The 25,422-nt window shown below is 57.3% G+C and carries 21 protein-coding genes; 8 read left to right on the forward strand and 13 right to left on the reverse strand.

Annotation, left to right across the window (positions count from 1 at the left end):
• The first annotated feature begins 38 nt into the window (after positions 1–38).
• Positions 39–1,298: a glutamate-5-semialdehyde dehydrogenase gene (locus tag H586_RS0103340; protein ID WP_027181364.1), complete on the forward strand. Its 1,260-nt coding sequence runs from the start codon at positions 39–41 to the stop codon at positions 1,296–1,298.
• A 59-nt stretch (positions 1,299–1,357) separates the two neighbouring features.
• Positions 1,358–2,029 carry a nicotinate (nicotinamide) nucleotide adenylyltransferase gene (gene nadD / locus H586_RS17970; RefSeq protein WP_034618524.1) on the forward strand — a complete coding sequence of 224 codons (672 nt, stop codon included), beginning with the start codon at positions 1,358–1,360 and terminating at the stop codon, positions 2,027–2,029.
• A 3-nt stretch (positions 2,030–2,032) separates the two neighbouring features.
• On the opposite strand, the gene H586_RS19865 is transcribed toward nadD, so the two are convergent.
• Positions 2,033–3,718, reverse strand: a complete 1,686-nt coding sequence (locus tag H586_RS19865) for a diguanylate cyclase (protein WP_011367582.1) — start codon at positions 3,716–3,718, stop codon at positions 2,033–2,035.
• Positions 3,719–3,877: 159 nt separating this feature from the next.
• Here H586_RS19865 and H586_RS0103355 point away from each other — a divergent pair, with 159 nt between their 5' ends.
• A complete protein-coding gene (locus tag H586_RS0103355) occupies positions 3,878–4,711 on the forward strand; it encodes a tetratricopeptide repeat protein (RefSeq protein ID WP_011367581.1) in 834 nt (277 codons plus the stop codon).
• On the opposite strand, the gene H586_RS0103360 is transcribed toward H586_RS0103355, so the two are convergent.
• Positions 4,708–5,733, reverse strand: coding sequence for a glycosyltransferase family 9 protein (locus H586_RS0103360; RefSeq protein ID WP_027181365.1), 1,026 nt, complete (start codon positions 5,731–5,733; stop codon positions 4,708–4,710). The two genes, H586_RS0103355 and H586_RS0103360, sit on opposite strands and share 4 nt — an antisense overlap.
• Positions 5,734–5,940: 207 nt before the next feature.
• On the opposite strand from H586_RS0103360, the gene H586_RS0103365 reads away from it, so the two are divergent.
• The gene (locus H586_RS0103365) at positions 5,941–8,241 is read left to right on the forward strand and encodes a GGDEF domain-containing protein (RefSeq protein ID WP_027181366.1); all 2,301 of its coding nucleotides are present in this window, start codon (positions 5,941–5,943) and stop codon (positions 8,239–8,241) included.
• 250 nt (positions 8,242–8,491) lie between these two features.
• Here H586_RS0103365 and H586_RS20990 read toward each other — a convergent pair whose 3' ends face one another.
• The 5 genes from H586_RS20990 to H586_RS0103390 form a co-directional block, all read right to left on the reverse strand.
• Positions 8,492–10,693, reverse strand: coding sequence for a methyl-accepting chemotaxis protein (locus H586_RS20990; RefSeq protein WP_027181367.1), 2,202 nt, complete (start codon positions 10,691–10,693; stop codon positions 8,492–8,494).
• Between the two features lie 173 nt (positions 10,694–10,866).
• Positions 10,867–11,475: an FmdE family protein gene (locus tag H586_RS0103375; RefSeq protein ID WP_027181368.1), complete on the reverse strand. Its 609-nt coding sequence runs from the start codon at positions 11,473–11,475 to the stop codon at positions 10,867–10,869.
• Between the two features lie 10 nt (positions 11,476–11,485).
• On the reverse strand, positions 11,486–12,238 hold the full coding sequence (locus H586_RS0103380) for an ABC transporter ATP-binding protein (RefSeq protein ID WP_011367576.1): 753 nt from the start codon (positions 12,236–12,238) through the stop codon (positions 11,486–11,488).
• A gap of 9 nt (positions 12,239–12,247) precedes the next feature.
• Positions 12,248–13,318, reverse strand: coding sequence for a FecCD family ABC transporter permease (locus tag H586_RS0103385; protein WP_027181369.1), 1,071 nt, complete (start codon positions 13,316–13,318; stop codon positions 12,248–12,250).
• A 1-nt stretch (position 13,319) separates the two neighbouring features.
• A complete protein-coding gene (locus H586_RS0103390; protein WP_027181370.1) occupies positions 13,320–14,432 on the reverse strand; it encodes an iron ABC transporter substrate-binding protein in 1,113 nt (370 codons plus the stop codon).
• Between the two features lie 206 nt (positions 14,433–14,638).
• On the opposite strand from H586_RS0103390, the gene H586_RS17980 reads away from it, so the two are divergent.
• The 4 genes from H586_RS17980 (at position 14,639) to H586_RS0103410 (ending at position 18,116) form a co-directional block, all read left to right on the forward strand.
• Positions 14,639–15,628 carry an amidoligase family protein gene (locus H586_RS17980; protein ID WP_162147945.1) on the forward strand — a complete coding sequence of 330 codons (990 nt, stop codon included), beginning with the start codon at positions 14,639–14,641 and terminating at the stop codon, positions 15,626–15,628.
• An 8-nt stretch (positions 15,629–15,636) separates the two neighbouring features.
• Positions 15,637–16,461, forward strand: coding sequence for a gamma-glutamyl-gamma-aminobutyrate hydrolase family protein (locus H586_RS17985; RefSeq protein ID WP_162147946.1), 825 nt, complete (start codon positions 15,637–15,639; stop codon positions 16,459–16,461).
• Positions 16,458–17,357 carry an Lcl C-terminal domain-containing protein gene (locus H586_RS0103405; protein ID WP_027181371.1) on the forward strand — a complete coding sequence of 300 codons (900 nt, stop codon included), beginning with the start codon at positions 16,458–16,460 and terminating at the stop codon, positions 17,355–17,357. The genes H586_RS17985 and H586_RS0103405 overlap by 4 nt, the downstream gene beginning before the upstream one ends.
• A gap of 159 nt (positions 17,358–17,516) precedes the next feature.
• Positions 17,517–18,116, forward strand: a complete 600-nt coding sequence (locus tag H586_RS0103410; protein ID WP_027181372.1) for an NAD(P)H-dependent oxidoreductase — start codon at positions 17,517–17,519, stop codon at positions 18,114–18,116.
• 123 nt (positions 18,117–18,239) lie between these two features.
• Here the strand turns inward: H586_RS0103410 and H586_RS17990 are convergent, their stop codons facing one another.
• The 6 genes from H586_RS17990 to H586_RS0103440 form a co-directional block, all read right to left on the reverse strand.
• Entirely contained in the window at positions 18,240–20,117 is a 1,878-nt protein-coding gene (locus H586_RS17990; RefSeq protein WP_034618571.1) for a CobW family GTP-binding protein, read from the reverse strand.
• 49 nt (positions 20,118–20,166) lie between these two features.
• Positions 20,167–21,324, reverse strand: coding sequence for an MBL fold metallo-hydrolase (locus H586_RS0103420; protein WP_011367568.1), 1,158 nt, complete (start codon positions 21,322–21,324; stop codon positions 20,167–20,169).
• 21 nt (positions 21,325–21,345) lie between these two features.
• Positions 21,346–22,755: a hypothetical protein gene (locus tag H586_RS0103425; protein WP_027181373.1), complete on the reverse strand. Its 1,410-nt coding sequence runs from the start codon at positions 22,753–22,755 to the stop codon at positions 21,346–21,348.
• Positions 22,756–22,822: 67 nt separating this feature from the next.
• Positions 22,823–23,044 (reverse strand): hypothetical protein, encoded by a 222-nt coding sequence (locus H586_RS17995; protein ID WP_011367566.1) that lies wholly within the window; start codon positions 23,042–23,044, stop codon positions 22,823–22,825.
• Entirely contained in the window at positions 23,044–23,718 is a 675-nt protein-coding gene (locus tag H586_RS0103435; RefSeq protein WP_027181374.1) for a FadR/GntR family transcriptional regulator, read from the reverse strand. Before H586_RS0103435 ends, H586_RS17995 begins: the two co-directional genes overlap by 1 nt.
• Before the next feature lie 317 nt (positions 23,719–24,035).
• Positions 24,036–25,289 carry a hypothetical protein gene (locus H586_RS0103440; protein WP_051363837.1) on the reverse strand — a complete coding sequence of 418 codons (1,254 nt, stop codon included), beginning with the start codon at positions 25,287–25,289 and terminating at the stop codon, positions 24,036–24,038.
• Between the last annotated feature and the right edge of the window lie 133 nt (positions 25,290–25,422).

Below are 25,422 nucleotides of genomic sequence, written 5' to 3' on the forward strand. Positions count from 1 at the left end.
GCCAGATTCATAATGCGGTTATCAAGCTAGGAGGCATCATGGATATACAGGAAACAATCAACCAGATGGGTAAAAAAGCAGCCGCAGCCGCCCGTGCCATGCGCGCTGCATCCCCTTCTGCAAAAACAAGCGCCCTGCTCAGTCTGGCACAGCTTATCCGTCAGGAAAACAAAGCCATCACCGAAGCCAATGCCAGGGATCTGGCCGCAGCGGCAGACCGGAGTCTTGATGCTCCGCGCATGGACAGGCTGCGCCTGACCGATGCTGTTATCGAAGAAATGGCCCGCGCCTGCGAATTTGTCGCCGGACTGCCCGACCCCATCGGGGCCACCGAAAAACAGTGGCAAAGGCCCAATGGACTGCTGGTGGGCAAAATGCGCATCCCGCTCGGCGTCATATCCATGATCTATGAATCACGTCCCAACGTCACGGTGGACTCGGGCATTCTGTGCCTGAAGGCCGGCAATGCCGTGATACTGCGCGGCGGTTCGGAAGCTTTTCATTCCAATATGATGCTGGCCTCGCTTATCCACAGGGCACTTATACTCGCCGGGCTGCCGCAAGACGCCGTGCAGGTGGTTCCCTCCACCGACCGCGGCGCCATCAAGGCCCTGTGTGAACTGGAAAAATATATTGATGTCATAATACCCCGCGGTGGTGAAACACTGATCCGCACTGTGGTGGCCGATGCGCGCATGCCCGTGCTCAAGCACTACAAAGGCGTTTGCCACGCCTATGTCGATGAAGGCGCCGACCTTGAGCAGGCCTGCGAAATCATCTTTAACGCCAAAGTACAGCGGCCCGGAGTGTGCAATGCTCTTGAAGGTCTGCTGGTACACCGCTCCGAAGCTCATACGCTGCTGCCCGCCGTAGCGCAAAAGCTCGGCGACGCCGGTGTCAGTTTTCGTGCCTGCCCCCGCGCCCTGCCCCTGCTGGCACCCCATGGCGTGCCTATGGCAGAGACCGATCCCGGCACGGAATTTCATGATCTGGTGATGGTCGTGAAGGTGGTGGACAGTCAGGACGAAGCGCAGGACTACATTGCACAGCACGGCTCGAACCATACGGAAATTATCTGCACCCGCAATCATCAGAACGCCATGCGCTTTGTGCGTGAGGTGGACGCTTCAATGGTTGCCGTGAATGCCTCTTCCCGCTTCAATGACGGCGGGCAGCTGGGGCTCGGGGCCGAAATAGGCATCAGCACCTCAAAGCTGCACTCATACGGCCCCATGGGAGTTGAAGAGCTGACCACGACAAAATTCGTGGTGCTCGGAAACGGTCAGATTCGTCAGTAGCCTTTTCACCTGCCGGCAGGGCATCATACCGCCCTGCCGGCAGATACTCCGGTACCTCAATGCATACTAAAGCGCTGTTCGGCGGCACATTCAACCCGCCGCATGTGGGGCATCTGCGCCTCATTATTGAAATATATGAAGCCCTCGGTCTTGAAACCGTTGAGCTGCTGCCGTGCAGTGTCCCGCCGCACAAGGATGCGGGCGGCATTCTGCCGTTTGCATTGCGCTGCAGTATGCTTGAAGCCATGGTGCAGCCTTTTGACTGGGCAAGGGTAAACAGAACCGAAGGGGAACGCAGCGGCCCCTCGTACACGTATGACACACTGCGGATGATGACACGGCATACCAAGGAAAAACCGCTGTTTGTGATGGGAGCGGGTGATTTTCCCACATTACCGGCATGGCATAAAGGAACCGAGCTTGCCGATATGGCCGACCTGCTGGTGGTCACACGCGGAACAGATACGGCCGGAGAGTTCATGCAGGCAGTACATGACTGGCCGGGCAGTGCACTGACTCCGTGTATGCCCCGGCACCCGGCCGTGGAACACGAATTCCGCACAGCGGCCAACGGACGCATTCTGTATATGCCTATCCCCGCGCTGCAGGTCAGCGCTTCTCTGATACGCGAACGCTGGCTACAGAGAAGAAGCATTCACGGACTTGTGCCGGACAATGTCATACATATTCTGAACAGCAGCGCCGCCGAAGTGCAACGCAGCTGGACATAGCGGTCAGCACGCCTTGCTCTGCAGCATGCCTTCTTCCCAGACGACAACCCCCCGGCCTGTTGTTTTGGCATGATACATGGCCGAATCGGCACGCCGCATGGCTTCGCCCGCGTCAACAACATCGGGCGGCTGTAGCAGCAGCACGCCTATGCTCATGCCCAGACGATGCTCTTCGGGCAAATTTTCAAAGGGCTTGTCCAGCACTCCGCGCATATCTTCGGCCAGACTGACGGCACGTTCCACCCCGCCTACGCCGCGCAGCAGCACACAAAACTCGTCACCGCCCACACGTCCGATAACATCGGCCGTGCGCACCCTGCTGCTCAGCCTTGCCGCCACCTCGCGCAGAACCATATCACCCACGTAGTGACCGTATTTATCATTAACCTTTTTAAAATAATTAAGGTCAATATACAGTAACGCCGAACAGATGGAGCTTTCTTTCACCTCTTCGACAGATTTTTTCAGCATATCACGAAACGCCGCTCTGTTGCTCACGCCGGTCAGATCATCCTTTGTGGCCAGCCGCAGCAGATGCAATTCGTGCTTGCGCCGCTCGGTCACGTCAATGATCATGCCTTCCAGCCGGTTTACGTTACCGGCAGCATCAAGCACGGTATGACAGCTAAGCTCCACCCACACGGTGTCACCTTTGCGCGTCATGAGCTGCAGCTGAAAACCATGCACCGACTCCTGCGAAGCAAGAAAAGGCAGGCAATGCTCACCCTGTTCCGCTCCCGTGGCAAACAAAGCGCAAAGCGAGGGCACCTCGTGCAGCATGGTTGCCGCATCGGGAAAACCGAAAAGCGCCGCCATGGATGGATTGACTTCCAGAAAGCGACCGTCTGCTCTGGCCTGAAAAATTCCTTCGTGGGCGTTTTCAAAAATTGTGCGGTACTTTGCTTCGGCTTCACGCTGCGCCGCCGCAGAAGCAACCAACTCGGAAACATCCGTCAAAACGCATACATATTCCGACTGCCGGTTACCTTCAGCCTTTCGGCAGGATACCCCCACCCGGACAGGCAGAGCCACATCGTCGACAGCCTGCAGATTGCCACCGAAAGAAGCAAATCCGCTTGTCGCTGCACTTTGTGCGGTAAGCAGAAAGCGGGAAACGCTGCCCGGATGCAGCAAAGAAGTGAAAGGCGCATGCAAAGCCACGGCACCGGTATTCTGCAGCATGGCCACCAGCTTGGTATTGCAGTACCGGATGTGGTACCCGGCATCCAGAATGGCCAGTCCGTCATTCAGGCTTTCCACAATCAGGCGGTAGCGGGCTTCGCTTTCCAGCAGCCGCTGTTCCAGCTTTTTCTTGTGAATGGCCATCTCTATGGAACGGTGCAGCGTGTCCGCCGCCACGGGCTTTGCCAGATAACCGAACGGATTGACCCGCTTGGCCCGCTGGAATGTTTCCACATCCTGACTGCTGGTTATGAAAATGATCGGCAGATTGCATCCGGCTGCAAGACGGGCTGCGGTTTCCACACCGTCCAATGCCCCGCACAGCATTATATCCACCAGTGCTATGTCCGGACGCAGATCAGGGGCACAACGCACCGCCTCTTCACCGTTATCAAACACCCCGAGCACATCATACCCTAATGACTCCAGCTGGATACGCAGAGTTGCAGCGGCAAGCCTGCCGTCTTCGACAATCAATACTCCGGGCAAATCATCTGAAGCTGTCATCGGTCCCCCTCACACCCTGCCTATCCCCCGCGGTTTCGAACGCTATTTCCTTTATCATCAAAGCAATGTAAAGGGAATCCGCTAACGGTACTCAAATAGCGTCTTTACAACAGTACTCATGAAAGCTACTGTTGCCGAATTATCGCATAAGGCATGGTCATGCTTCGTAAAACATCTCCCAGAACCGTACGCCAAAATCTTGCGCGCGCCAAGTCAGCCATACGGCGGGACAATATTTTCAAAGCAATAGAATGTACACTGGCCGCACTGCGCGCCTATGTACCGGGCGAACTGCTTGCCACTGCCCGCTTTGAAACCGAAGTCCTGCTGGAAGAGGTTATAACAGACCTCAACCGTTCTTCAGGCATCACCGGTTTTTTCCGCCACCAGAAGATAGAAACCTCCGTTCCCATACGGTATGCCCGCGGCAGAGAAGATGAGCTGGTGGACAGGCTGGAAACTATCCTCCACGGACTTATACGTCTGCAAGAAGAAACCCTGAGGCTGGAAAAAGAAGAAGAGCAGGCCAGAAAGCTGCAGCTGCTGGAAAACGGCCGTGCCTGTCTTGATAAAGGCCAGCTGCCCAGAGGAAAAAGCTACCTGCGCAGAATTGTTGACGAGTGGGGCCATGAAGAAGGCATAATGTCGTCCATCGGTCTGATCATGCTTGAATACGGGCTATATTTCGAGGCCGCCGATGTTCTGAGCCATGCCATACGGCGCTTTCCCGCAGACAGCAAAGCATGGGCCGGGGCCATTCAGGCATACAAGACTCTCAAAGAGTATGAAAAAGCGGAGTCGCTGTACCTGAAGGGTATGAAACAGTTCGGCAGGCACCCAGTCACTCTGCTGAATCTGGCAAAGCTGTACATGGACTGGCGCAAGACAGATCTGGCCTATGATTATGCACGGCTCGCTCTGGAACGTGACCCGCAACTTGCTGAAGCCTCCGACATTGTCCGGCAGGCAGAAAAAAAACTCTTTTCGCGCTAAAGCGCTGCACTGTTCAGCACCTGCCGTATCCCCTGTCTCACATCGGCAACACTGATGCTCTGCATGCAGCGCTGACCATGGGCACAGGGTTTGCTGCCGTGCAGCGAACAGGGCCTGCACGCCATATCGGCTTCAAGCACCACATCACGGGGACCCTCGGGATAAAACCCCCATGCACGGTGTGTGGGCCCGAACAGAGCCACCACAGGAGTGCCTGTTCCGCAGGCCATATGCATGGGGCCGGAATCACCCGTTACCAGCACATCGGCAGCGGCCAGCAGCGCACAGCTCTGCCGCAGGGACGTACGCCCCGTACAGTCGGCAAAGTATGCCTCCGGAAGCTGCATACCTGCAAAAGGCGACTGCCCCACCCCCACAACCACACAGCGCAGTCCGCTATGCACCAGTCCCACCGCCAGCTCGCGCCAGTTGTCGTCCAGCCATGCCTTGTGCGAATGGGTTGAGTACGGGTGCAGCGCCACCAAAGGCCTGTCAGGCGCAGACGGCAGCAGGCCGCCGGCAGCTGCAGTTTCGGCCTCATCAAGCCTGATGACGGGCAGCAGCGCATTTCTGGGCGGCGCCTTTTTTTCCACTGCCAGAGCATACCGCTGCGGAACATTGAACTGCTCCAGTGCTGCAGCGCATAAACGCCCGCCGCTGGCCAGAAAAAGCCGGCGGCAGACCGCCATTTTAGGATACCTGCGCACAGGTCCCCGCCACAGGGAACCAAGCAGCCGCGACCGCAAAGTGCCGTGCAGGTCAAGCAGCCCCCAGCCTTCATACTGTCGCGCAAGGCGTCGCAGTACCCCGGCCATGCGCGGCATGTGCAAATCCGCGTCATCCAGAGGGGCAACCCCTTCTACGGCGGGCAGCCCGTCAAATACAGGTGCCCAGGCCCTGCGCGTCAGAACGTGGAACCGCCACCCGCGGTGCCGGGACAGGTAGTCGAGCACGCCGGTGGTAAGCACAACGTCACCAAGAGCGCTGAGCCTTACAACCAGCCATTTCTGAGGTTCATTCATCCCGCATTCCTTTACGCGGACGGCGTATTGTACAGTAACCGGCCGCAAGGGCGCGACCGTAGCAGGTGGCAGCCCGAAAGAAAAGTCAAAGCCGCACTGCGACACCGCATCGCTTTGCAATTGTCACACAGCTGGCACGGTCTCCGGCGTTCCTGAACGTATAACATCCCAGCTTTACAACACAGCCTGTCAGCCAAGGGGGGATCCATGGCAAGGCAAGAAACGCTGCCGCTCTTAACAACCGGCCGGGCTGACGGGGACACAGCTCCCGACTCGGCTGTCCGGCCTCTGCTGAAGGGCGGAGTCCCGCTGCATATCATCCTGCTCATACTGCCCGAACACAGCCTCATGGGTAAACTGTACGGTCAGGAGATGGCGGACAACATCATCACCATGGCCGCAACCGCCATGCACAAAGCCCCTGCTCTGAAGGGCGCAAAACCTGTCCTGTTTTCTCCGTCAGCGGGCGAACTATGCGCCGCATTTCCCGCTGAAAACGCACAGCGCGGCAATCTTGCCGACACAGCGTACACCATCCGACTTATGGTCCAGAACAGCATCGAGCCCGAGGCTGTCCGCTGGACAGGCAGAAGCATACAGATAAACGCAGGATGCGCAGTCTGTCAGCCGGCGGCAGACAGCGTCCGGCAGGCCCGCGGATTCATGAGTGCCCTGGCCGAAGCGCGGCAGCTGGCGCAACAGGGTATGAACGCCGGTCAGTTGCATATGGCAGGCGAATTGCGCAGCATACTTGCCCGCAAATCACTGCGGACGCTTTATCAACCCATCATCAACCTGAGCACAGGCGAAACAGCCGCATGGGAGGCTCTTACCCGGGGGCCGGAGGGCACCGTTTTCGAGTCTCCTCTCATTCTGTTCGACATGGCCGAAGAACTGGGACAGCTTTTCGCCATTGAGCGCCTGTGCCGCGAAAGCGCTGTACGCGGCGCAGGCACGCTGGGACCGGAACAACTGCTGTTCCTCAACGTGCATCCCCGCACGCTTACAGACCCGGCTTTTTCCACTGGCAATACCCGTAACATGCTGGAAGCTGCGGGGCTGAGCCCGCAAAACGTGGTTCTGGAAATAACGGAGCGCCACAGCATCAGAAACTTCACCCTGTTTTACAAGACACTGGCCCACTATAGGGGCCAAGGCTATAAAATAGCCATTGACGATGCGGGAACAGGGTATTCCGGACTTTCTTCCATTGCCGAAATAACACCCGATTTCATCAAGGTGGACATGTCGCTGATACGGGGCATCAACAGAGACCCTGTCCGGCGGGCTCTGATGGAGACCATGATTTCGCTGGCAGATAAAATAGGCTCGCGGGTTATTGCCGAAGGCATTGAAACCCGCGAGGAAGCCATGACTCTGGCGGAAACAGGTGCGCATTTCGGACAGGGGTTTTATTTCGGCAGACCGTGCGCCGGCCGCAGGACAATCACAATCAGCCCTGAAAAGCTGCGTATACAGCCTTTCAGCACGGTATTGCACCCTGTGGGCTGCTCTGTACCCACCGGCAACCTTGCTCTGCCGGTCACCAGCGTAACGGGCAGCACCAGAGTAAGTACCGTACGCGAGCTTTTTGAACAGCACCATCCGATGACCAGCATAGCCGTGGTCGATGACGGGCGGCCGGTGGGGCTTGTCATGGACTATCATCTGAACCGTCAGTTGTCGGCGCAGTACGGTGTGGCCCTGTATTTCAAGCGGCCCGTGTCGTCGGTTATGGACCATACCCCGCTTGTGGTTGATGAAAACGAGCCGGTGGAATGCACAGCCCAGAGAGCCATGGCGCGGGGAAAGCTGCAGGCGTACGATGATGTTCTTGTCACCCGCGCAGGCAGACTCACCGGAGCGGTATCAGTGCAGAGCCTGCTCAACACGCTGGCAAAAGTGCAGGTGGAACTGGCAAAAGGGTCAAACCCGCTCTCCGGTCTGCCCGGCAATGTGGCACTGGAAAGAGAAATGGAGCGTCGGCTGCATTCCGGTCAGCGCTTTGCGCTTATCTATGCCGATCTGGACAACTTCAAAAGCTACAATGACAGCTACGGATTTAAAAACGGCGACAGGGTCATTCTGCTGCTGGCGCGCCTGCTTTCATGGGCTGTAAGGCGGCACGGCACAGACAGCGATTTTACCGCGCATATCGGCGGCGACGACTTTGTGTGCGCCGTGCATGCAGACAGGGCGGAAAGAATATGTCAGGCAGTGGTGCGCTGCTTCAAACGTCTGGTGCGCTCGTGCTACTGCGAAAAAGATCTGGCAAAAGGCTGGATACGCGCACGGGGCCGTGACGGGGTGGAAAGACAGTACAGCCTTGTTTCTGTATCGCTGGCAGTCATTGAATGTCACGGCAGCGTCTCGCTGCAGGAAATCGGAGAACGTGCGGCGCAGATAAAACACTTTGCCAAAACGCTGGAGGGCAATGTCTATGTGACCGACCGGCGGGCGCCGCTGGGCAGCGGCAAGGCAACGGCATGCACCTGCCAACCGGCATAGACAAACATGTGCCGCCGGTGCATGTGACGGTCGTGCAACACCGGCACCATCTCTGCCGCGCAGAACCGGCTGCCTGCCGGAGGCTGACGGCAGCGTACCTTCCTGTATCCCGCACCGCAGCATTCCGCGTATTCTGCTTAACAGACGCGGTATCACGGCATTGTGCCCCTGCCTGTTGCAACTTGCATGAAAAAAAGGCTGCGGAACAATACCGCAGCCTTACGAGTTCATATGTATACGGATGAAAGAATCAGTACCGCTCGAATTCGCGGTCGTCATCCTGCGGCGCTTTCTCCATGTCCAGCCGTATCCTTACAGGCGCCGCCGCTTTTGCCGGCGCAGCCTGCACTTGTTTTACAACTGCAGCGGAGCCGGTGCCTCCCGAAGACACCACCCCGGCCATGCCTCCGTCCAGCTGAAAAAAAGCCACGGCCTGCTGCAGCTGCCCGGCCTGAGCCGCCAGTTCCTCAGAAGTGGAAGCCACCTCTTCGGATGCCGCTGCATTCTGCTGCACAACCTGATCAAGCTGATGCAAAGCTTCGCTCACCTGCTCGGCTCCGGCACTCTGCTCCATGCTGGCTGCCGCAATTTCCTGCACCAGCTCAGATGTTTTTTCAATGGCCGGAACAAGCGAGCTCAAAAGCTCACCGGCTTTTTCGGCAACTTCCATGCTCGACGCCGAAAGACCGTTGATTTCTGCAGCGGCGGCCTGACTCCGTTCAGCCAGCTTACGCACTTCTGAAGCAACGACAGCAAACCCTTTGCCCTGCTCTCCGGCACGCGCAGCCTCAATGGCGGCATTCAGCGCCAGCAGGTTGGTCTGCCTTGCAATTTCCTCAATAATGGAAATCTTGCTGGCAATTTCACGCATGGCCGCCACGGTCTCTGCCACCGCTTTGCCCGATTCTCTGGCATCTCTGGCTGCGTCAGCGGCAATGCATTCGGTAGCTTTGGCATTTTCCGCATTCTGGGCAATCCGGGCTGCCATCTGCTCGGTAGATGCAGAGCACTGCTCCACCGAAGCAGCCTGCTCCGTTGCCCCCTGTGAAAGCGCCTCGGCCGTTGCACTCAGCTCCTCACTTCCCGCCGATACGTTTTCCGCGCTTTGCTGCACGTCCCGCACCACCGCGGTGAAACGGTTCACCATGGTCGCCAGCGAGGCAAACAACCTGTCCTCATCGGAACGCAGTGACAGGCTGACGCGTAAATCGCCCGCTGCCAGAGCATCCGCCACACCCGCAACCTTATGCTCGGCATCCACCATATCGCGCAGTGCAAGAAGCAGAGCGTCTTTATCCGAACGCGGCGTGACACTTACATCAAGACGCCCGTGCGCAAGATGTCCGGCCACGTCCGCCACCTGCTGCTGAGCGTCCACCATTCGCTGCATGGCGGACATGAGCGTGCCTATTTCGTCACTGCCACCGGCATCAATTACCACTCCGGCATCGCCGACGGCCACTGCGTCGGCCACCTGCACAGCCTGTCCAAGCCCGCGCCGGATGGAACGGATAATGAAAAACGCCGACAGAACACCAAGAAGGAGCGCCCCGGCAGCCATGCCCAGCAGCATACGCCGGGCGGCAGCCGTCTGCGCGTCCATGGATGCCTGCTGTTCTTCCAGAACAGACTTCACAATGGCAGCCACCTCATCCGCCACAGCGGTCATTGCGGCACCGTATTCCTTCTGCTGTCTGCTTACCTGTTCAAAAACAGATACACCGCTACGATAGCTCGTGACGCTATCGGCAAGAGCTTCCACGGTTTTACGTTCCTGCACGGAACCGGACATTGCGGCAAGGTCGTGCATGCCCGCCAGCACATCATCAAGAGCGGCGTAAACGTCCCGAAGCAGCGCCGGATCCTGCCGCTGCAGGAAAGAAAGCACCGCGATACGCGAACGCAGAAATCCGGCCAGTACCTGCCCCTGCACCCGTTCCTTCTCAACGGCATCCTCTGCAGTTCCCGCAGATACGGTCCCTACTTCCGGTGTATGTTCTGAAACGACCTGCAGCTTGTCCAGATCTTTGCCCAGTGTCTGTGCCACAGCGATCATTCTGGCAAGTTCCTCTTCATAGGCTTTCTGGGCTGTGATGTACTGTGCAAAAACAGAGGCGTAAGACTCATATTTCTGGCGCAGCATGATATACCGCTGCGTTTCATGCTCTGATAAAGCCTGTGCATGCAACGCAGCAAGTGCGGCATTAATGTGCTCGCCTGTATCTTTAAAATTGCCCGCATGCCCCGTATCCGCAGTCATCATGTAGTAGACCACCTGCAGACGTGACCGCAGCATATCTTCCATGACGCCGTGAACAGCACCAGTTGTTTCAGAAGCAGTCATCAAAGTGCGCTGCCCTGTAAGGGAAATCAGCGAAACAGCCCCTACAAGCAGCAAAACCCCTCCGAAGCCGAGTACCAGCTTCATGGCTATGGACATGTGTCTCAGCATACAACCCTCCCGGTAGATGGCCTGACATGACAGAAAAAAACACCCTGCGCACGGCAGAAGACGCGCAGGCTACATTAGCTGATAGAAATTCTCAATCATGTTTATGTTACAAGACCGTCAACAAAAAAGCCTCTCCGGCGACTGCCGGAGAGGCTTCACGGTAAAAAAACAGTTCATATTTTCTGCTCGACGTCCATGAAACACGGTATGCAGAGCGTACGCCCCCCGAAACGGCGGGTACGCGACTCCATCACATGCTCACCGCATTCCGCGCATTCAAGACTCGCAAGCACGGCTGCCGGTCTGGGAGCCATATCCCACCCTGAAACGCTGAACATCTCTTCCAGCGGTAACGTGTAAAACTGTTTTTCCTGCGCATCGCGCAGAGCGGAAAGCTCTGCCTGCATTTCAGAGGTCAGTTCCGCCTGCGCCCGCATCTTCATCAGTTCCGCCATGCGCAACGCACCGGCACCTCTTGCCTCCGGACGCAACACCGCGCGTATACCTCTGCCGGAAGTTCTGTCATAAAAACAAAAAGCCATCTTGCCGTAATCGCGATGGATCAAATTTCCCTTGCCCAGCGTACAACCGGTGATGAACTGGATAGCATCCACCCCGCACATGTCCGTTTCCACCACGGACACCATATCAACATCCTGCCCGCTGCCCAGAGTGTTCAGCGCAAGTTCAGCGGCGCGCACGCCGATGGCAAGCCCCGGGCAGCGGTGCCCATGAAAGGCTTCCACCCTTTCCAGCAGTTCAGTAGAAAATCCGCATGTCATCTCCGCCTCCTTACGCTTTGGGCACCACGGTAGGGTACCCGTTCAGGCTATGCACTGTCACAGGCAGGTCATACACAGCCTCAATGACCGAAGCACAGACCTCCTGCGCGGCGACCTCGGCAAACACTCTGCCTTCTTTGACAAAAACAGCTTTATCGGCATATCGCAATGCCGTGTTCAGATCATGCATCGTCATCACGGCAGCAATGCCATGATCATCAATTACATGACGCAGCATGCGCATTATTTCCACCTGACTGCGCAGGTCGAGAGAACTTGTAGGTTCATCCAGCAGAAGCAGTGACGGTTCCTGCACCAGAGCCCGCGCTATGCACACCTTCTGCAGCTCGCCGCCGCTCAGCTGGTCAATGTACCGCAATGCAAGTTCTTTCAGTCCGAGCCTGCGGATGGCTCCGTCGGTAATGCTCAGGTCATGCTCCTGCACCTTCCAGCGGATATGGGGCTTGCGGCCCATCAGCACCGCATCAAACACCGTCAGCCGCGCCGCCTCGGAGCGCTGCGCCACATAGCCTATGCCCAGCGCCACCTCGTGTGGACTCATGGCAAGCACGTCTTTTCCCTCAACCCATACCGCGCCGCCTGTGGGACGGTGGATGGCGTTGATGCACCGCAGCAGGGTGGTCTTTCCCACCCCGTTAGGCCCCAGAACGGCCACCAGTTCCCCCGGCTGCACGCCGAAAGCAATGCCCCGCAGAACGTGCCTGCCGTTATAGGCGAACGAAACATCACTTACATTCAGCACTACGGCCTCCTAGACTTTACGCCCCCTGATAATCAGCCAGATAAACACCGGTGCCCCCATGAATGAGGTAAGTACCGATACCGGAAGAACATGCGGCGCCAGAATCAGACGGGCCGCAGTGTCGGAAACCAGCAGAATCAGCGCGCCGCCCGCCACGGATGCAGGCAACAGAAAACGGTGATCGGCCCCTATGACACGTCTGACCATATGCGGCACCACCAGCCCCACAAAGCCGATGATTCCCAGAAACGCTATGATGACCGCCGTCAGCAGACTGGCCACAAGCATGCCTGTCAGCCGCACCCTGCCCACGCGTACTCCCAGCCCCATGGCAGTTTCGTCTCCGGCATCTATGGCGTTGTAATTCCATACGTTGGATAAAAAATATACACTGCATGCCGCCGTTGTCAGGGCCAGAACCGCCAGCTCTGTCCACGTGGCCCGTGCCGTATCGCCAAATGTCCAGAACACGATGGCCGCAAGCTGCACATCGTCAGCGAAAAACTGGAGAAACATGGTTCCCGCGGTAAAAAGAGCTCCCAACGAAACGCCGGTCAAGACCATGGTTTCGGGAGAAGCCCCGCGCAGACGGGAAACAGCGATAATGACCAGCGCAGCGGAAAGGCTGCATGCAAAGGCCGCCGCTGTCGTCATCAGCGGCGAAGTGACACTGACGGCACCCGCGGCTGTGGATGTCATGGCCCCGCCGCCGAGCACCATTACCGAAAAAGCCGCGCCAAAGGCTGCCGCATGCGAAATACCCAGCGTGAACGGTGACCCGAGCGGGTTGCGCAATATGGCCTGCATGGCCGCACCTGCCACAGCCAGCCCCGCTCCGGCCACAATGGCGGAAAGAGCCTGCGGCAGGCGGATGTTCCAGATTATGGCCTCGGTACGGGCATCGGCTCCCAGTCCGGCAAGGCTGCGGACAACAGAACCCAGCGGGATATCCGCCGCCCCTGAGCTGACGGAGACAACCAGCGCTGCCAGCAGCGCTGCAGAAACACCACACAGAAACACAACCTTGGCCCATATATACCGGCGGTACTCTTCGGGAACCTTTCCGTCATGAAAATGCATGTCAGTTCACCGGAACCGCTCTGTATGCAAGCCCATCAAAGGATCTGTTCAACTGGTCAAAAACGGGACTACCCACAAGAAACGTATAAATCTCATCAGCTTTTGCTGCGGGATCCACGTCGGCAAAACGTTCGGGATACAGCACGGAGCCGATATAGTAGGCATTGGCAAGTATGGAACCGTAATTCTGCGTGTACCAGTTGTACGGCAGCAGGCCGAACACACGCCCCTGCCGCACCGCACTCAGCGTCGCATATGCAGGGTCGGAACGAAGCTCTTCTATACCGTTGGCTTTGTCCGCCAGCCGGAGAGTAGACAGATCGACAAAGAGGTAGTCGGGATTCCATTGGACAATTTTTTCACGGGAAACGTCAGAATGCTGCAGCCTGCTGCCTACGGCATCCTGCCCGGCAAGGTTGCGTGCATTTACAAAACTGAAAGGCGGGTAAGCAGGCTCGGTGGACTGAAACCCGTGCGGACCCTTGAAAGCTATCCCCCCCACAAAAACAGACGGCCGCATATTTTCCGCAATGCCGGCGGTCCGCCGTTGCAGATCGGCAATGGCGTTTTCAAAAAAAGTGATTACTTCTTCGGCACGGCCGGTCTTACCCACCACATGCCCCATCATGCGCAGGCTGTCATACAGATGCTGGCGTCCGGCTCCAAGATCGCCATAATTGAGCACCACCACGGGAATGCCGGTTTTTTGCTGCAGCTCAAGGGGATCGTACCCCATGGAGCTTGTGTAGGTTTTAAAAACAACCTGCGGCTGAGGCGCAAGCATAAGAATGCGTTCCGGGTTGTCGTATCCGCGGAACTGCCCGAATACGGGAAGATTTTTAAATGAAGGGTTGGCAAGAGCGTATGGCCGGGCGTCAAAACGGTCTCTGCGGACTTCGATATCGTCCACCGCCACGGCCATATGCTGAGCCTGAAGGTATGTCAGCAAGCGCAGACAACCCGAGCCCGAACAGATAACCCGCTGCACGGGAACCGGTACGGCAAGAGCCTTTCCTGCAGCATCGTGCACAGCCGGCAGGGACAGCGCAGCCCGGGCACCTGAAAAACCGAACAGAACCACCAACAGGGCCGTGACAACCGAAATCATGCGCATACAGTCTCCTCCGGCATCCGCTTATTGTGCTACAAATTTACCTTTTTTGTTACATCTAGCCTGCCGGTGGCACAAGGTCAACAATCACTTACACAAAGAACCGGCAGTAGAAAGCCGCTCCGCCCTGCCCCTCGCAAAAGACATGAATTGCTGTTACCATCAACGCACAATCGTTTTGAAAACAATAAAAAATTATGAATAATACCATGCATAAAAAACACGTTTTTTCACTGCCCCCCGCACTGCTGAACGAACAGGGAACCATGCGCAGGGTCGGGTTCGAACTGGAGTTCACAGGCGTGGAACTGGAGGATGTGGCGCAGGATGTGGCGGCGCTGTATGGCGGTGCCGTGTCGCGCCGGAGCAGCTTTGTGTACGAAATCAGCGGAACACGCTTCGGCGATTTCACACTGGAAGTGGATGCATCGCAGCTCAAAAGCGAAAAATACAAAGAATTCCTTGCAGATCTGGGGGTCCGGCTGGAACCGGACACAGCCCGTTCTCTCGACTCGCTGCTGCTGAAGCTTGCCTCGGTGGCGGTTCCCTTTGAGCTGGTTATGCCTCCGGTACCGCTGGACGAACTGAACGAACTGCGTCCGCTGGAAAGCATGCTGCGCAGACGGGCGGCCCGGGGCACCAGAGATTCACTGCTGTACGCATTCGCCATGCAGTTCAATCCGGAACTGCCCAGTTTCCGTCCGCAGGACATACTGGATCACATGCGGGCTTTTTTTGTGCTGCAACAGTGGCTTGAACAGGAAATCGACGTGGATATTTCGCGCCGTCTTTCCCCGTTTATCGACAGTTTTCCCGAAAAGTACGTCCGCATGGTACTGCATGCGGACTATACCCCCGACCAGAACCGGCTTATTGACGATTACCTGCGGTACAACCCCACCCGCAACCGCCCTCTGGATATGACCTGCGCTTTTGCCTTTCTGGATGCCGGACGCGTCATGAGCCGGGTTGAAGAACCCCACCTTGTAAAACCGCGCCCCACATTTCACTACCGCATGCCCGACTGCCGTATAGATGAACCGGCTTGGAGCATGGCGCTGGAATGGAACCGTTGGGTCAGCGTGGAGCAGCTGGCAGCGGACAAAACAGAGCTGCGCAGAGTGTGCGACGCGTTTCTGGCCACGCCGCCCGGCCTTGGGTGCCTGCTGAGCGAACTGGGAGAATGGCTTTCGCGATGAAACGGCCCGTGATTCTGGTTTCAACTCCCGACGCCGGCGGCATTGCCGCCTGGTGGTTCATAAAGCTGGGGGTCGCGCTTGCCGGCGGCAGAGCTTTGCGGGCCACACCTGCCAAATCTCCGCCGCTGTGCACGGCTGAAGGACTGATTGTCAGCGGCGGCTCCGATGTTTTTCCCGAACTGTACGGACAACAGCCCCAACAGAAGAAAAAAACAGGCATTCTCCCGCCGCGGCATCTGCTCAAAAGGGTTGCAGGCTCCGTTATCCTGCCGGTTTTTCTTTTTCTGCTCCGGCGCCTGCTGAGCCTGAAACAGGCTCCCCGCCATGACCGCCCGCGGGATGCACTTGAAATGTCTCTCATTACTCAGGCAGAAACGCTGGGAATGCCGGTGCTCGGCATCTGCCGGGGTATGCAGCTCATCAACGTCGTGCGGGGCGGTTCACTGCATCAGAGCATCGCCGACTTTTACGAAGACGTCCGACACCCTCATACAGTGCTGCCTCACAAGCGTATTTTCATTGTCAAAGGCTCGCATCTGCAAAGCTTTTTTCCGTACACCTCGCTTAAGGTGAATGCGCTGCATCATCAGGCTGTGGACAGGCTGGGCACGGGACTTTCGGTGGCTGCCAGAGACGAAGCAGGGGTGACGCAGGCCATCATTGATGAAAAAAAGCCTTTTTTCGTCGGAGTGCAATGGCATCCGGAATACATGCCTCAGCACAATTCACAACGCAGCCTGTTCACCTGTCTTGTCCGGCACGCCCGTAACTACGGCCGGTATAAAGAAAACCATGAAACCCCTGCCCCGGACGGCAAGCAGGACAACAGATGACACAACGGTTCATCAGCAGAGACAATCCGGCCCTGAAAACAGTACAGGATACGCGGACGGGCCTGATGTGGACGCGGGACGCATGTCTGCCGGATTTTCCCATGAGCTGGGCAGAATCGCTGGAGTACATTGAAGGTCTCAACAAGCGGCAGGAAGGTGGCTTTAACGACTGGCGGCTGCCAAACCGGCGTGAACTTTTTTCGCTCATCGATACTGCAGCCAGCAACCCCGCAGTGGCTTCCGGCAATCCGTTCCTGCGCATCTGGTCCGGCTGGTACTGGAGCAGCACCACCTTTGCCGCGCTGCCGGAGTATGCATGGCGGGTGCAGTTTTCCGGCGGGCGCATGTTCTACGGCAAAAAGACAGAAGACTCTTTTCTCTGGCCTGTCAGGGGAATATCGCCAGTACTGCACGCCACAGGGCAGCAGCAGTGCCATAACACACACGGGCATCCCGTCCCCTGTGAGGGGTCCGGGCAGGATGGAAGTCTCAGGACGGGCCTGTGCTGGGACACACGCCGTTTTTCCGCAGAAGGTGGCGGAGTGTCCGATACTGTCAGCGGTCTTTTGTGGTCACGTTGCGCCGACCTGACAGGCGGAGCAACAACTTACGCCGAAGCACTGCGGGCGGTGACACGCTTTGCTCAGGAAACCGGCAGAAACTGGCGGCTGCCGACTATTGATGAACTGGAACTGCTGACCGACTGTTCGCGTGCTTACCCGGCGCTTACCAGCGGTCACCCGTTTGATGCCGTGCGTCCGGCGTACTGGTCCTGCACATCCAGCGGTTACGAAAAAGGCTGGCAGTATTGCCTGTATATGGAAAAAGGAGCCGTGGGTGTGGGGCACGCCGCTGCGCCGGAATTTCATGTATGGCCGGTCTGCTCCCTTCCGTAGTCTTCGCTTTCATCCCCCGCTCTGCCCCCTGACCGGTTACCGTCCGCCGCAAAGGCATCTGCCACAAAGGCCCTGCATTGACAGCAGGCAGCCGGAGCGTGCTATAATGCAATGTCATTCTGACACAAAACAGCACGCCGTTTACGGCAGGAGCCGGCAATGAAAAACATTCTGATACTTAATGCACATGAATATTACAGTTTTTCTCAGGGAAAGCTGAACGGATCTCTGGTGGAAATCGCCCGGAGCACACTTACTGCCAACGGATATTCCGTACAGAAAACGACCATGACGGATGACTATGACGTGGATACCGAGCTGGAGAAACACCGTACGGCGGATGCCGTCATTGTCCAGTCGCCGGTCAACTGGATGGGCATGCCGTGGAGCTTTAAAAAATATATGGATCTGGTCTATACGGCGGGAACTGACGGACGGCTGTGCAACGGCGACGGCAGAACACGCAAAGACCCTGCCCGCCAGTATGGTTCCGGCGGTACCATGACGGGGAAAAAATATCTTCTTTCCCTGACATTCAATGCTCCGGCAGACGCATTCGGTGATCCGGCGCAGAAATTCTTTGAGGGAAAAAGCGTGGATGATCTTTTCTGGCCCATGCACCTGAATTTCCGTTTTTTCGGCATGGAGCCACTGCCCACGTTCAGTTGTCATGATGTGGTGAAAAATCCGGAAATTCTGAACGACCTGTCACGCTACGAAGCGCATATCAGGACGCACTTCCCCGCCATCCGCCCGTAACGATAAGAGCACACCGGCAGCCGCTTTTCCGCCGCTGCCGGTGTGCTCTTATCAACAGCTCCGCAAGGCCGTTTTTTTCAGCCTGTTCCTGCGTGCCGTACTTTACGCTCCCGCAACACGGCTTTATTCCCGCGTTGCTCCCAGCCGCTGCCAATGACTGTACAGCGCTTCGTCATCAAGGTTTTTACCGATGACAACCACAAAGGGCTTTCCCTCAAAACCACCCAACAGTTCAAAATCCGTCCTGCCAGCCACATGCTGGACCAGCAGACTCTCCCGCAGGTCTGCGTCCTGCCCTGCCGAGGTTACTATCCCCTTGATGCGGAACGGTTGCCCCGGGCATTGCTGCACAGCCTGCCGCAGCTGCTCCCGCGAAACGGGGCGCGGCATGAAAAAACGTACAGCGCCGTAGCCTTCGTGTCTGTGGTCGGCATGCGCCGCGGGTACGGCCGGCATCAGGCCGCTGCCGCTTCTGCCTTCGCCGGCATCCATAAACAGTGCGGGATGCACGCTGCCGAACTCCGTCGTATGAATCATTGCTCTGGGGTTAAGGCCCTGCACAGCGTCCTTCAGGGCGGCAACGGCTTGCGGCCCGGCCACATCACATTTATTGCAGACGACGACATCTGCCCCCCGTATCTGGTCGCGGGCGACTTCGCTGTCAGACAGCGTCGAAATTCCGTTTGCGGCATCCACAACGGTTACCATGCATTCCAGCCGCACAAGCTCACGAAGCGAGCCCATTTCCTCCAGCAGGTTCAGCGGATTGGCAAGTCCTGTTGTTTCCAGCAGAATCACCTGAGGGTTGAAACGCGCTGTCAGATCACGCACCCCCGCAGCCAGACTGCCTGCCAGAGTGCAGCACACACAGCCTTCATCCAGTGCCAGAACAGACGCGGAATCGCCCAGCAGATGCCCGTCGACGCCGGTAGCCCCCATTTCATTCTGAATAACAGCCACAAAGCGTTCGCGGGCACGGTGGTATTCTATGCAGTTGTTGAGAAAAGTTGTTTTTCCGGACCCCAGAAAACCGCTGACCGCCACAAGGGCAGGTCGCCTGTCGTTGAGCACCGGATGCATGCGGCCGCAGGCTTCCGATTCAAGATCATGCGCCACCCAGCAGGGGGCCGCCGCCACTTCTTCCGGCATGTTTCCTTTCTGCACGTTGCAGTCAGTGCAGGCAACATATGACAACACCTCTGCGCCCGGCTGAGGGCCCGCGTCAATGTCTGCAGTCAGACTGCCGACGTTACCCCAGACAAGCAGTTCGCCGGTACGGCGCCCGGCATCGGCTCCTTCCGCCCGTTCGTCAAGCCTGACACTGCCGTCAGCCTGTCTGTGCCGCAGTCCGCAGCCATACTCCGTGCGCGAAAAAAACACAGGGGCTTCCTGCAGACATGCAGAAAGAGCCGCGCCCAGCACATCATAAATCCTTCTGGACAACAGCAGCGCAGGCAGGTCTTCTTCCAGCCCGCCCGGCTCAACCACCCAGCCGGTTTCTTCACTGTACAATCCGGCATCGCAGCGTATCCGCAGCCTGTTTTCAGCCACAAGCCGCAAACCGAAAGCCGCAGGCACGGAACCATACAGAACATCCAGTGTTCCGGTTCGGAACAGCCCCGCAAAATCAGGATCGGTGGCAAAGCCGCGCACCCGTGCCGCATAGGCCGTATGTTGCGTCAGTACAGCAGCATCAAGCCGCATGGCATCACACAGCTGCTCGTCCGCATGGGGAAAATAATAAATGCCGAAACGCGCCTGCTGAGTGCAGCCCGAAGAGCATACTTCTTCGCATGCCAGCCCGAACACTCCCGGCATATCAGCCACACGGCAGGTAAAAGCACCTTCCGCCCCCTGACAGCGGGCCAGCCCGAGCCAGCGCACCAGCCGCCTGAAGCGGTCATCACGGCAGGCTACGGCAATGGCATTGGCCGGCAGAGCACACAACTGGCCGGCTGTGGCTGCCCCGCCCGATGGCGGCATGAAAAAATCTGTAAGCATAACGAAACCCGAAAACGGGCGGAGCATATGCCCCGCCCGGTTACACAGCCTAGAAGGTAATGGTATCGCCGTTGCCCAGATAATCAGGCGAAGACGAACGGAACCGCGCCGACCCGCGTACCACGGGATAGCCGCGCTCTATGAACTTTCTGGCGGTCAGGTGGCCGGTGCAATGGTTGCAGCCGATGCGGTCGAAGTTCCACTTGCCCAGCGAGATCACCAGATCGTCGTACTTGGGATCCCAGTCTTCGAAGGGCGATATGTGCAGCCCGCCGTAGATGCCGTAGAACTTGTCATTATCGTATTTAAGGTCGGTATAGGCAAAGTCGGCCATCTGCAGAATGCCCTGATGGCAGCAACCCGAGATGAGCACAAGGCCTTTGTCCTTCACATTGAAGGCCAGAGACGTTTCGCCGAACACGCGGTTGATGATGGGCACATCGAACTTCACCACTGCCATGCCCGGCATGACCTGATGCAAGGGTTCCTTCTGTATGAAAGGTGTTCCCTTGTACCCGCTGTCCTTTATGTACTGCAGCCCTTCTTTGTAAAAGCCGTCGTGTATGTACAGCGGAATACGGTTGTCATACTTCATGGTGACGGGCAGTCCCCAGAAATGATCCCAGTGTTCATGCGAAATGAACAGCCCCTCAATCTGCCGGGCCTCAAGCATCTTGTCGATGCCTTCCCGCTTGAAGCTCTTATCCATCCATTCGTAGGACCAGCCGCTGTCCAGCAGGTAATTATGCTTTGTGCCGTCCAGAGCTTCCACTTCCAGCAGGCATGAAAAACCGCCGGGGTTTTCAGGGTGCAGAGCCAGCTTGCGCTGGATATCCCACGCTTTTTCCAGATCATGGGGAATAAGATCTTTGATGCTTGCCAGACCGGAATCATACGAACCCTTTGCAGTGCCTTTACCATTGGCAAAAGGTGCCCAGTTAAGCGTGTACTGGTTTACCAGCAGGCCGCCGGCAGCATGAATGTCTCCGATCAGGTCAGCATTGCTGAACCAGCTTGTCTCGGAAATGTTCACAACTTTCACGCTGCGCACAGCACCGAAATCATGAAACTTTCTTTCCGACTTAGGCAGTCTGTCGTAGGCCGCACCGGTATAGGAATAAAGGCCCATGGAGGCAAAGGCACCAGCGCAGACACCGGTGGCCACACCTTTCACAAAGTCGCGCCGGCTCATATTGTTTTCTTTCATCATATACTCCTGCGCTTTCCTTTATTTAATTATCTGCACGGTCTGCCCTATCCACGGCAGGACACCCACCACTACGGCATACAGCCCCACACCGCAGGCAATGCCCACGGCAAGGCCTTTTGCCAGAGCAGGCGACCAGCGAACATCACTGGCAACCTTTTCGTCTTCCACTTCCTGCAGTTCTTCAGCTGTTCTGGGCACAGCCTTCCATCCCGGCCAGCCGTCCATGAACCAGACGTTGATCAAAAAGATATTGATGAGCCAGATCATGGGAATCATGGGGAACTGCTGCGGATGAGAAAAGCCCTTCTGCGTTCCCAGGAAAAGGTGCGACGTTTTGTAGTAGACAACGTATACCAGTACGGCCAGCGCAGCGGTCAGGAACGTGCGGATGCACACCCGTACCGGACGGCTGAAGTTGTTGGGCCAGTTGCCGCAGTAGAAATTAAGAAACAGGGTGGGTACCAGCCAGAAAATGGCCATTTCACCCACATGCAGCCAGCGCCAGTCAGGTGCGGCCAGACGGCGCGTACCGCGTACGGTTTCGCCCCATACAAGATCCTGCGCGTAGTACAGGAAAAAGCACAGTGCCAGAGCTATCAGAATAATACCGAAGAAGGATGCGGTGCGGCGCAGCCAGTCGGTTTTGATCAGGTTAAAGGGATACCTTTCCCAGATGGTTTCAAACTGCCAGACAACAACAGTGCAGCACATGATCCACGCAATGTGGAAGTTGCCTGAAACCGTATTGGCAAAAGTTTCCCAGTACGGCGGGGTAATGGCTGTGTACTGCTGCCACGGGTAGAACAAGATGGCCATGTGTGAGTGCATGGTCACAAAATAGACAACCATGCTCAGGAAGAACGTCACGACCATTATGGTAAGCCCCTTGGCCGGCTGCTTCAGCTTGTTCCACGGAGCCCCCTCGCAGGCGACCACCCAGCTGGGTGAAAGCCACGAAGCAATGGCTGCAAACATCATGATGGCTTCAGTTGCGTATTCAAGGGCATAAAACTCGGTGATTCCCATTTCTTCAAGCCGCGAAGGGTTGAAATACGCTATGCCGTAGTTACCCAGCAGTTCGATGAAAAAGCCCTTGATAAGCACAAACATGGCGGCCACACTTACCAGTGTGAGCACCGTTCCCTTGACGACGGGATGCGTACGCTCCAGCCACGACCGTTTAAACGGCCAGAAGTCGAAAATATACGCAAGCCAGATGAAAAGAATGAGCATCCAGCGGCAGACCATATAGCCCACATACGGCGTATAAAGACGGAATACGCCCCGCGGGTCCTGAAAAATCCACCACGTGATGTAAAAAAACACCGCCATCACAAGCGTGTTGACCAGAGCAGGCCACGGTCCGCTCCAGCGTTTGACCAGCCTGCGGCTCTCAAGATACAGTATACCGGTGCTGTCCTTGTCCATAAGGAACTCCCCTGCGGAAAACGGCACTTGTGTCGGGGCCAGACTTGGCGGTCGCCCCGGCACTCCTTCAGCCGTCTGCCGCATCATTAGACGTTACCTCTGAAGAAAACCTTCTCACCAACTCTTCGGGTGCCAGCGTTGCGGGATCAACTCCGGCCCCCATGGCCCGCAGATAGGCCCTGCGCAACGCATCCGCATCCTGCGCTGTTCCGCCATCTGCAGACCCTGTTGCGGCAGGAGGGGCGGCTGTGCCCTTCCAGAACCGCAAAAATTTTCTGCGCGTCATCATCAGTTCCGCTCTCCGCCGTTTTTCTGCCACAGCATTCTGCCAAATGCGTCAAGGCTGCCTGCCGCGCACCGGGATGCCAGAGCCACATCGTGCCGGCGCATGGCCTGTAGCATTTCCACATGCTCTGCAAAAAACTGCTGCAAGGCCGCAGGAGCCAGTTCCGGCAGATTCTCAAACCCGCCTGCCGCGCCGGAGCGGGCAATACTGCCCATGGCCGCGCACAGCAGACTGTTTCCCGTTATTTCAGCCAGTGCGCTGTAAAATGCCGTCAGCCCCCGCCACGCATCCAGCGGGCTGCGGTCTACCAGAGCCCTGCCCAGCCGGGCCGTGATACGCTCCGCATGTTCATGTTCAGACACGCCTGCAACCCGGCACACGCGCTCCACAAGAGCCGGACCAAGAGTGACCAGCGCGTCCAGTGCTTCGCCGGGTCCGGTCCGCCCGCCGTCCGGTGACAGGTGGTTCTGCCTGCACAGGTAGGCACCGCTGCGCATGCGGATTTCCACCAGACCTCTTGCCGACAGTGCCGACAGCGCCTCACGCACGGTATTTCTGCTGCAGCCCAGCCTCTCAGCCAGTGCGCGTTCACCCGGCAGTCTTTCTCCGGGCCTGACAGCGCTGTTGCTGACCAGTTTCAGAATCTCTTCGGCAACCTGATATGCTGCTCTCTGCACCTCTGGTCCCACCAATTCTTTTTGTTGTTCTGTCGTCATGTTGTTGATTGAAAGCTACGTCTGTGATCATTCGCTGACAACAAGGAAAAACCACAAAAAACCAAACTGGCCCATCCAGTGAAACAATCTGGTACCACCGTTCATTGCCGCCTTTTCCCATACGCATAAAAAAACACCACAGACAGCATCCGTGGTGTTCACACCGGCGCCTGCCACGAAGCCGCCGGCCGCGTTGCAAAGGCAACCGCGTATAAAAGCATATATAGTCCGCCCCCGTCTGATGACAGGCTGTGCGATGCCTATATGCCTCCGCCAGCTCAGTCCAGCCGCTTCAGGGTCTGAGCAAGAAGCCTGACCACCTCCTTGCAGGCGGGTGCGCCGTCGGCGGAAAAAGCCTCGCTGCGGGTAGAACAGTAAATCAGCACATATTTCAGAGTATCCCCGGCATAGAACGGTTCAGCATAATAAGAGTGAATACCGCCGGGAATGAACAGAGCCCAGTCAATGGGCCGTATGCTGCGTGCAGTTTCATCGACCACAAGATAAGGCAGGTTGTAACGGACAATATTCTCTGCGATGGACCCTCTGTAGGGGTAGGCCGTACCGGGTTCCATGCCGTCAAAAGGAGCTCCCGCCCCTGTCACTTCAACTTTATCGTCGGCTGCGTAAATACGGGACAGCATAACCCCTTCCGCCTGCATACCCTGCGGCTGATGTTCCAGCACTGCGGTCAGGGCGGACATATCATCGGCTGCGCGGCTGAGGGCTTCGCGCAGCGCGGCGGAAACAGGGCTGGAAACGGGCGCTGCCTCTGCAGGCTGCACCGCAGGTGTAAGACTGACCCACAGATAATTATGGCCTTCACGGGAGACGGGACGCAGCTGCGCCCGGCAACACATGCGCATGCCGCCATTGCCCGCCAAGGTGAGTGCCCCCCGCCACGATGCGTGAAAAATAAGGTGCTCGTATATGCTGCGCCTGTACTGCTCTCCTGTTCCCTCCAGCATCGTTTCAAACGAAGGAAAGTCGGCAGCTGCGGCATACCCGAAGCATACACATGCCGCAGCATTGGCGGCCTGTACATTTTTGGTCGTGAAATCAACAAGAAGAGCCGGGCTGTCGAGCAATTCCATACTGCCCGCCAGCAGGCTGTCCGCCCCTCTTTCCATCATGGACTCCACCAGAGAGGTGCATTCCGCAGCCAGCCCCACGTACCCGAAAGACTCGTCAGGTGCGGGCATTCCCATCAGCACCAGCCAGTGCCAGTTGCCTGCATCGTCATGCACACGAAAGGACACTGAACATGGCTGGAGAACCCGCACCGCATCAAGCGCTCCGCGAAACACACTGAAGTCGTCAGGGTGCACCAGAGCCTGCGCCAGAGACATATTGCGCAGCATGAGAGGTATCTTGCCGTTAAGCCCCGCAACCTTATGATCATTAAAAAATATCATCTCGTTACGCACGGTATCCACATGCCACATCAGCGCCGGCAGCGCATCCAGATAGGCTGCCAGCGTCTGCTGCAGTTGTTTCACACTGCGCGCAGTCTTGTCATAGCGTATTTCCACACTGATTCTCCCGTCACATGCCCGTATGCCCTGCGGCAGCGTCCTTTTTGCCGTGCTAACCCCGGTGCAGGTCAACAGCGCCGAAAAAGAAAAAAGCCTGCAGAATCCCCTGCAAGCCGTCTATCTGTGCCGC

Source organism: Oleidesulfovibrio alaskensis DSM 16109 (assembly GCF_000482745.1).
In the GTDB taxonomy this organism is placed as follows: Bacteria; Desulfobacterota; Desulfovibrionia; order Desulfovibrionales; family Desulfovibrionaceae; genus Oleidesulfovibrio; species Oleidesulfovibrio alaskensis.

Coding starts and splice junctions, on each gene's coding strand:
- H586_RS0103360 (WP_027181365.1), bottom strand. CDS start 5,733: ATGAATGAACCTCAGAAATGGCTGGTTGTAAGGCTCAGCGCTCTTGGT.
- H586_RS17980 (WP_162147945.1), top strand. CDS start 14,639: ATGCATAAAAAACACGTTTTTTCACTGCCCCCCGCACTGCTGAACGAA.
- H586_RS0103340 (WP_027181364.1), top strand. CDS start 39: ATGGATATACAGGAAACAATCAACCAGATGGGTAAAAAAGCAGCCGCA.
- H586_RS0103425 (WP_027181373.1), bottom strand. CDS start 22,755: ATGGACAAGGACAGCACCGGTATACTGTATCTTGAGAGCCGCAGGCTG.
- H586_RS20990 (WP_027181367.1), bottom strand. CDS start 10,693: ATGCTGAGACACATGTCCATAGCCATGAAGCTGGTACTCGGCTTCGGA.
- H586_RS0103410 (WP_027181372.1), top strand. CDS start 17,517: ATGAAAAACATTCTGATACTTAATGCACATGAATATTACAGTTTTTCT.
- H586_RS17995 (WP_011367566.1), bottom strand. CDS start 23,044: ATGATGACGCGCAGAAAATTTTTGCGGTTCTGGAAGGGCACAGCCGCC.
- H586_RS0103375 (WP_027181368.1), bottom strand. CDS start 11,475: ATGACATGCGGATTTTCTACTGAACTGCTGGAAAGGGTGGAAGCCTTT.
- H586_RS0103365 (WP_027181366.1), top strand. CDS start 5,941: ATGGCAAGGCAAGAAACGCTGCCGCTCTTAACAACCGGCCGGGCTGAC.
- H586_RS0103390 (WP_027181370.1), bottom strand. CDS start 14,432: ATGCGCATGATTTCGGTTGTCACGGCCCTGTTGGTGGTTCTGTTCGGT.
- H586_RS0103405 (WP_027181371.1), top strand. CDS start 16,458: ATGACACAACGGTTCATCAGCAGAGACAATCCGGCCCTGAAAACAGTA.
- H586_RS17990 (WP_034618571.1), bottom strand. CDS start 20,117: ATGCTTACAGATTTTTTCATGCCGCCATCGGGCGGGGCAGCCACAGCC.
- H586_RS0103385 (WP_027181369.1), bottom strand. CDS start 13,318: ATGCATTTTCATGACGGAAAGGTTCCCGAAGAGTACCGCCGGTATATA.
- H586_RS19865 (WP_011367582.1), bottom strand. CDS start 3,718: ATGACAGCTTCAGATGATTTGCCCGGAGTATTGATTGTCGAAGACGGC.
- H586_RS0103420 (WP_011367568.1), bottom strand. CDS start 21,324: ATGAAAGAAAACAATATGAGCCGGCGCGACTTTGTGAAAGGTGTGGCC.
- nadD (WP_034618524.1), top strand. CDS start 1,358: ATGCATACTAAAGCGCTGTTCGGCGGCACATTCAACCCGCCGCATGTG.
- H586_RS0103355 (WP_011367581.1), top strand. CDS start 3,878: ATGCTTCGTAAAACATCTCCCAGAACCGTACGCCAAAATCTTGCGCGC.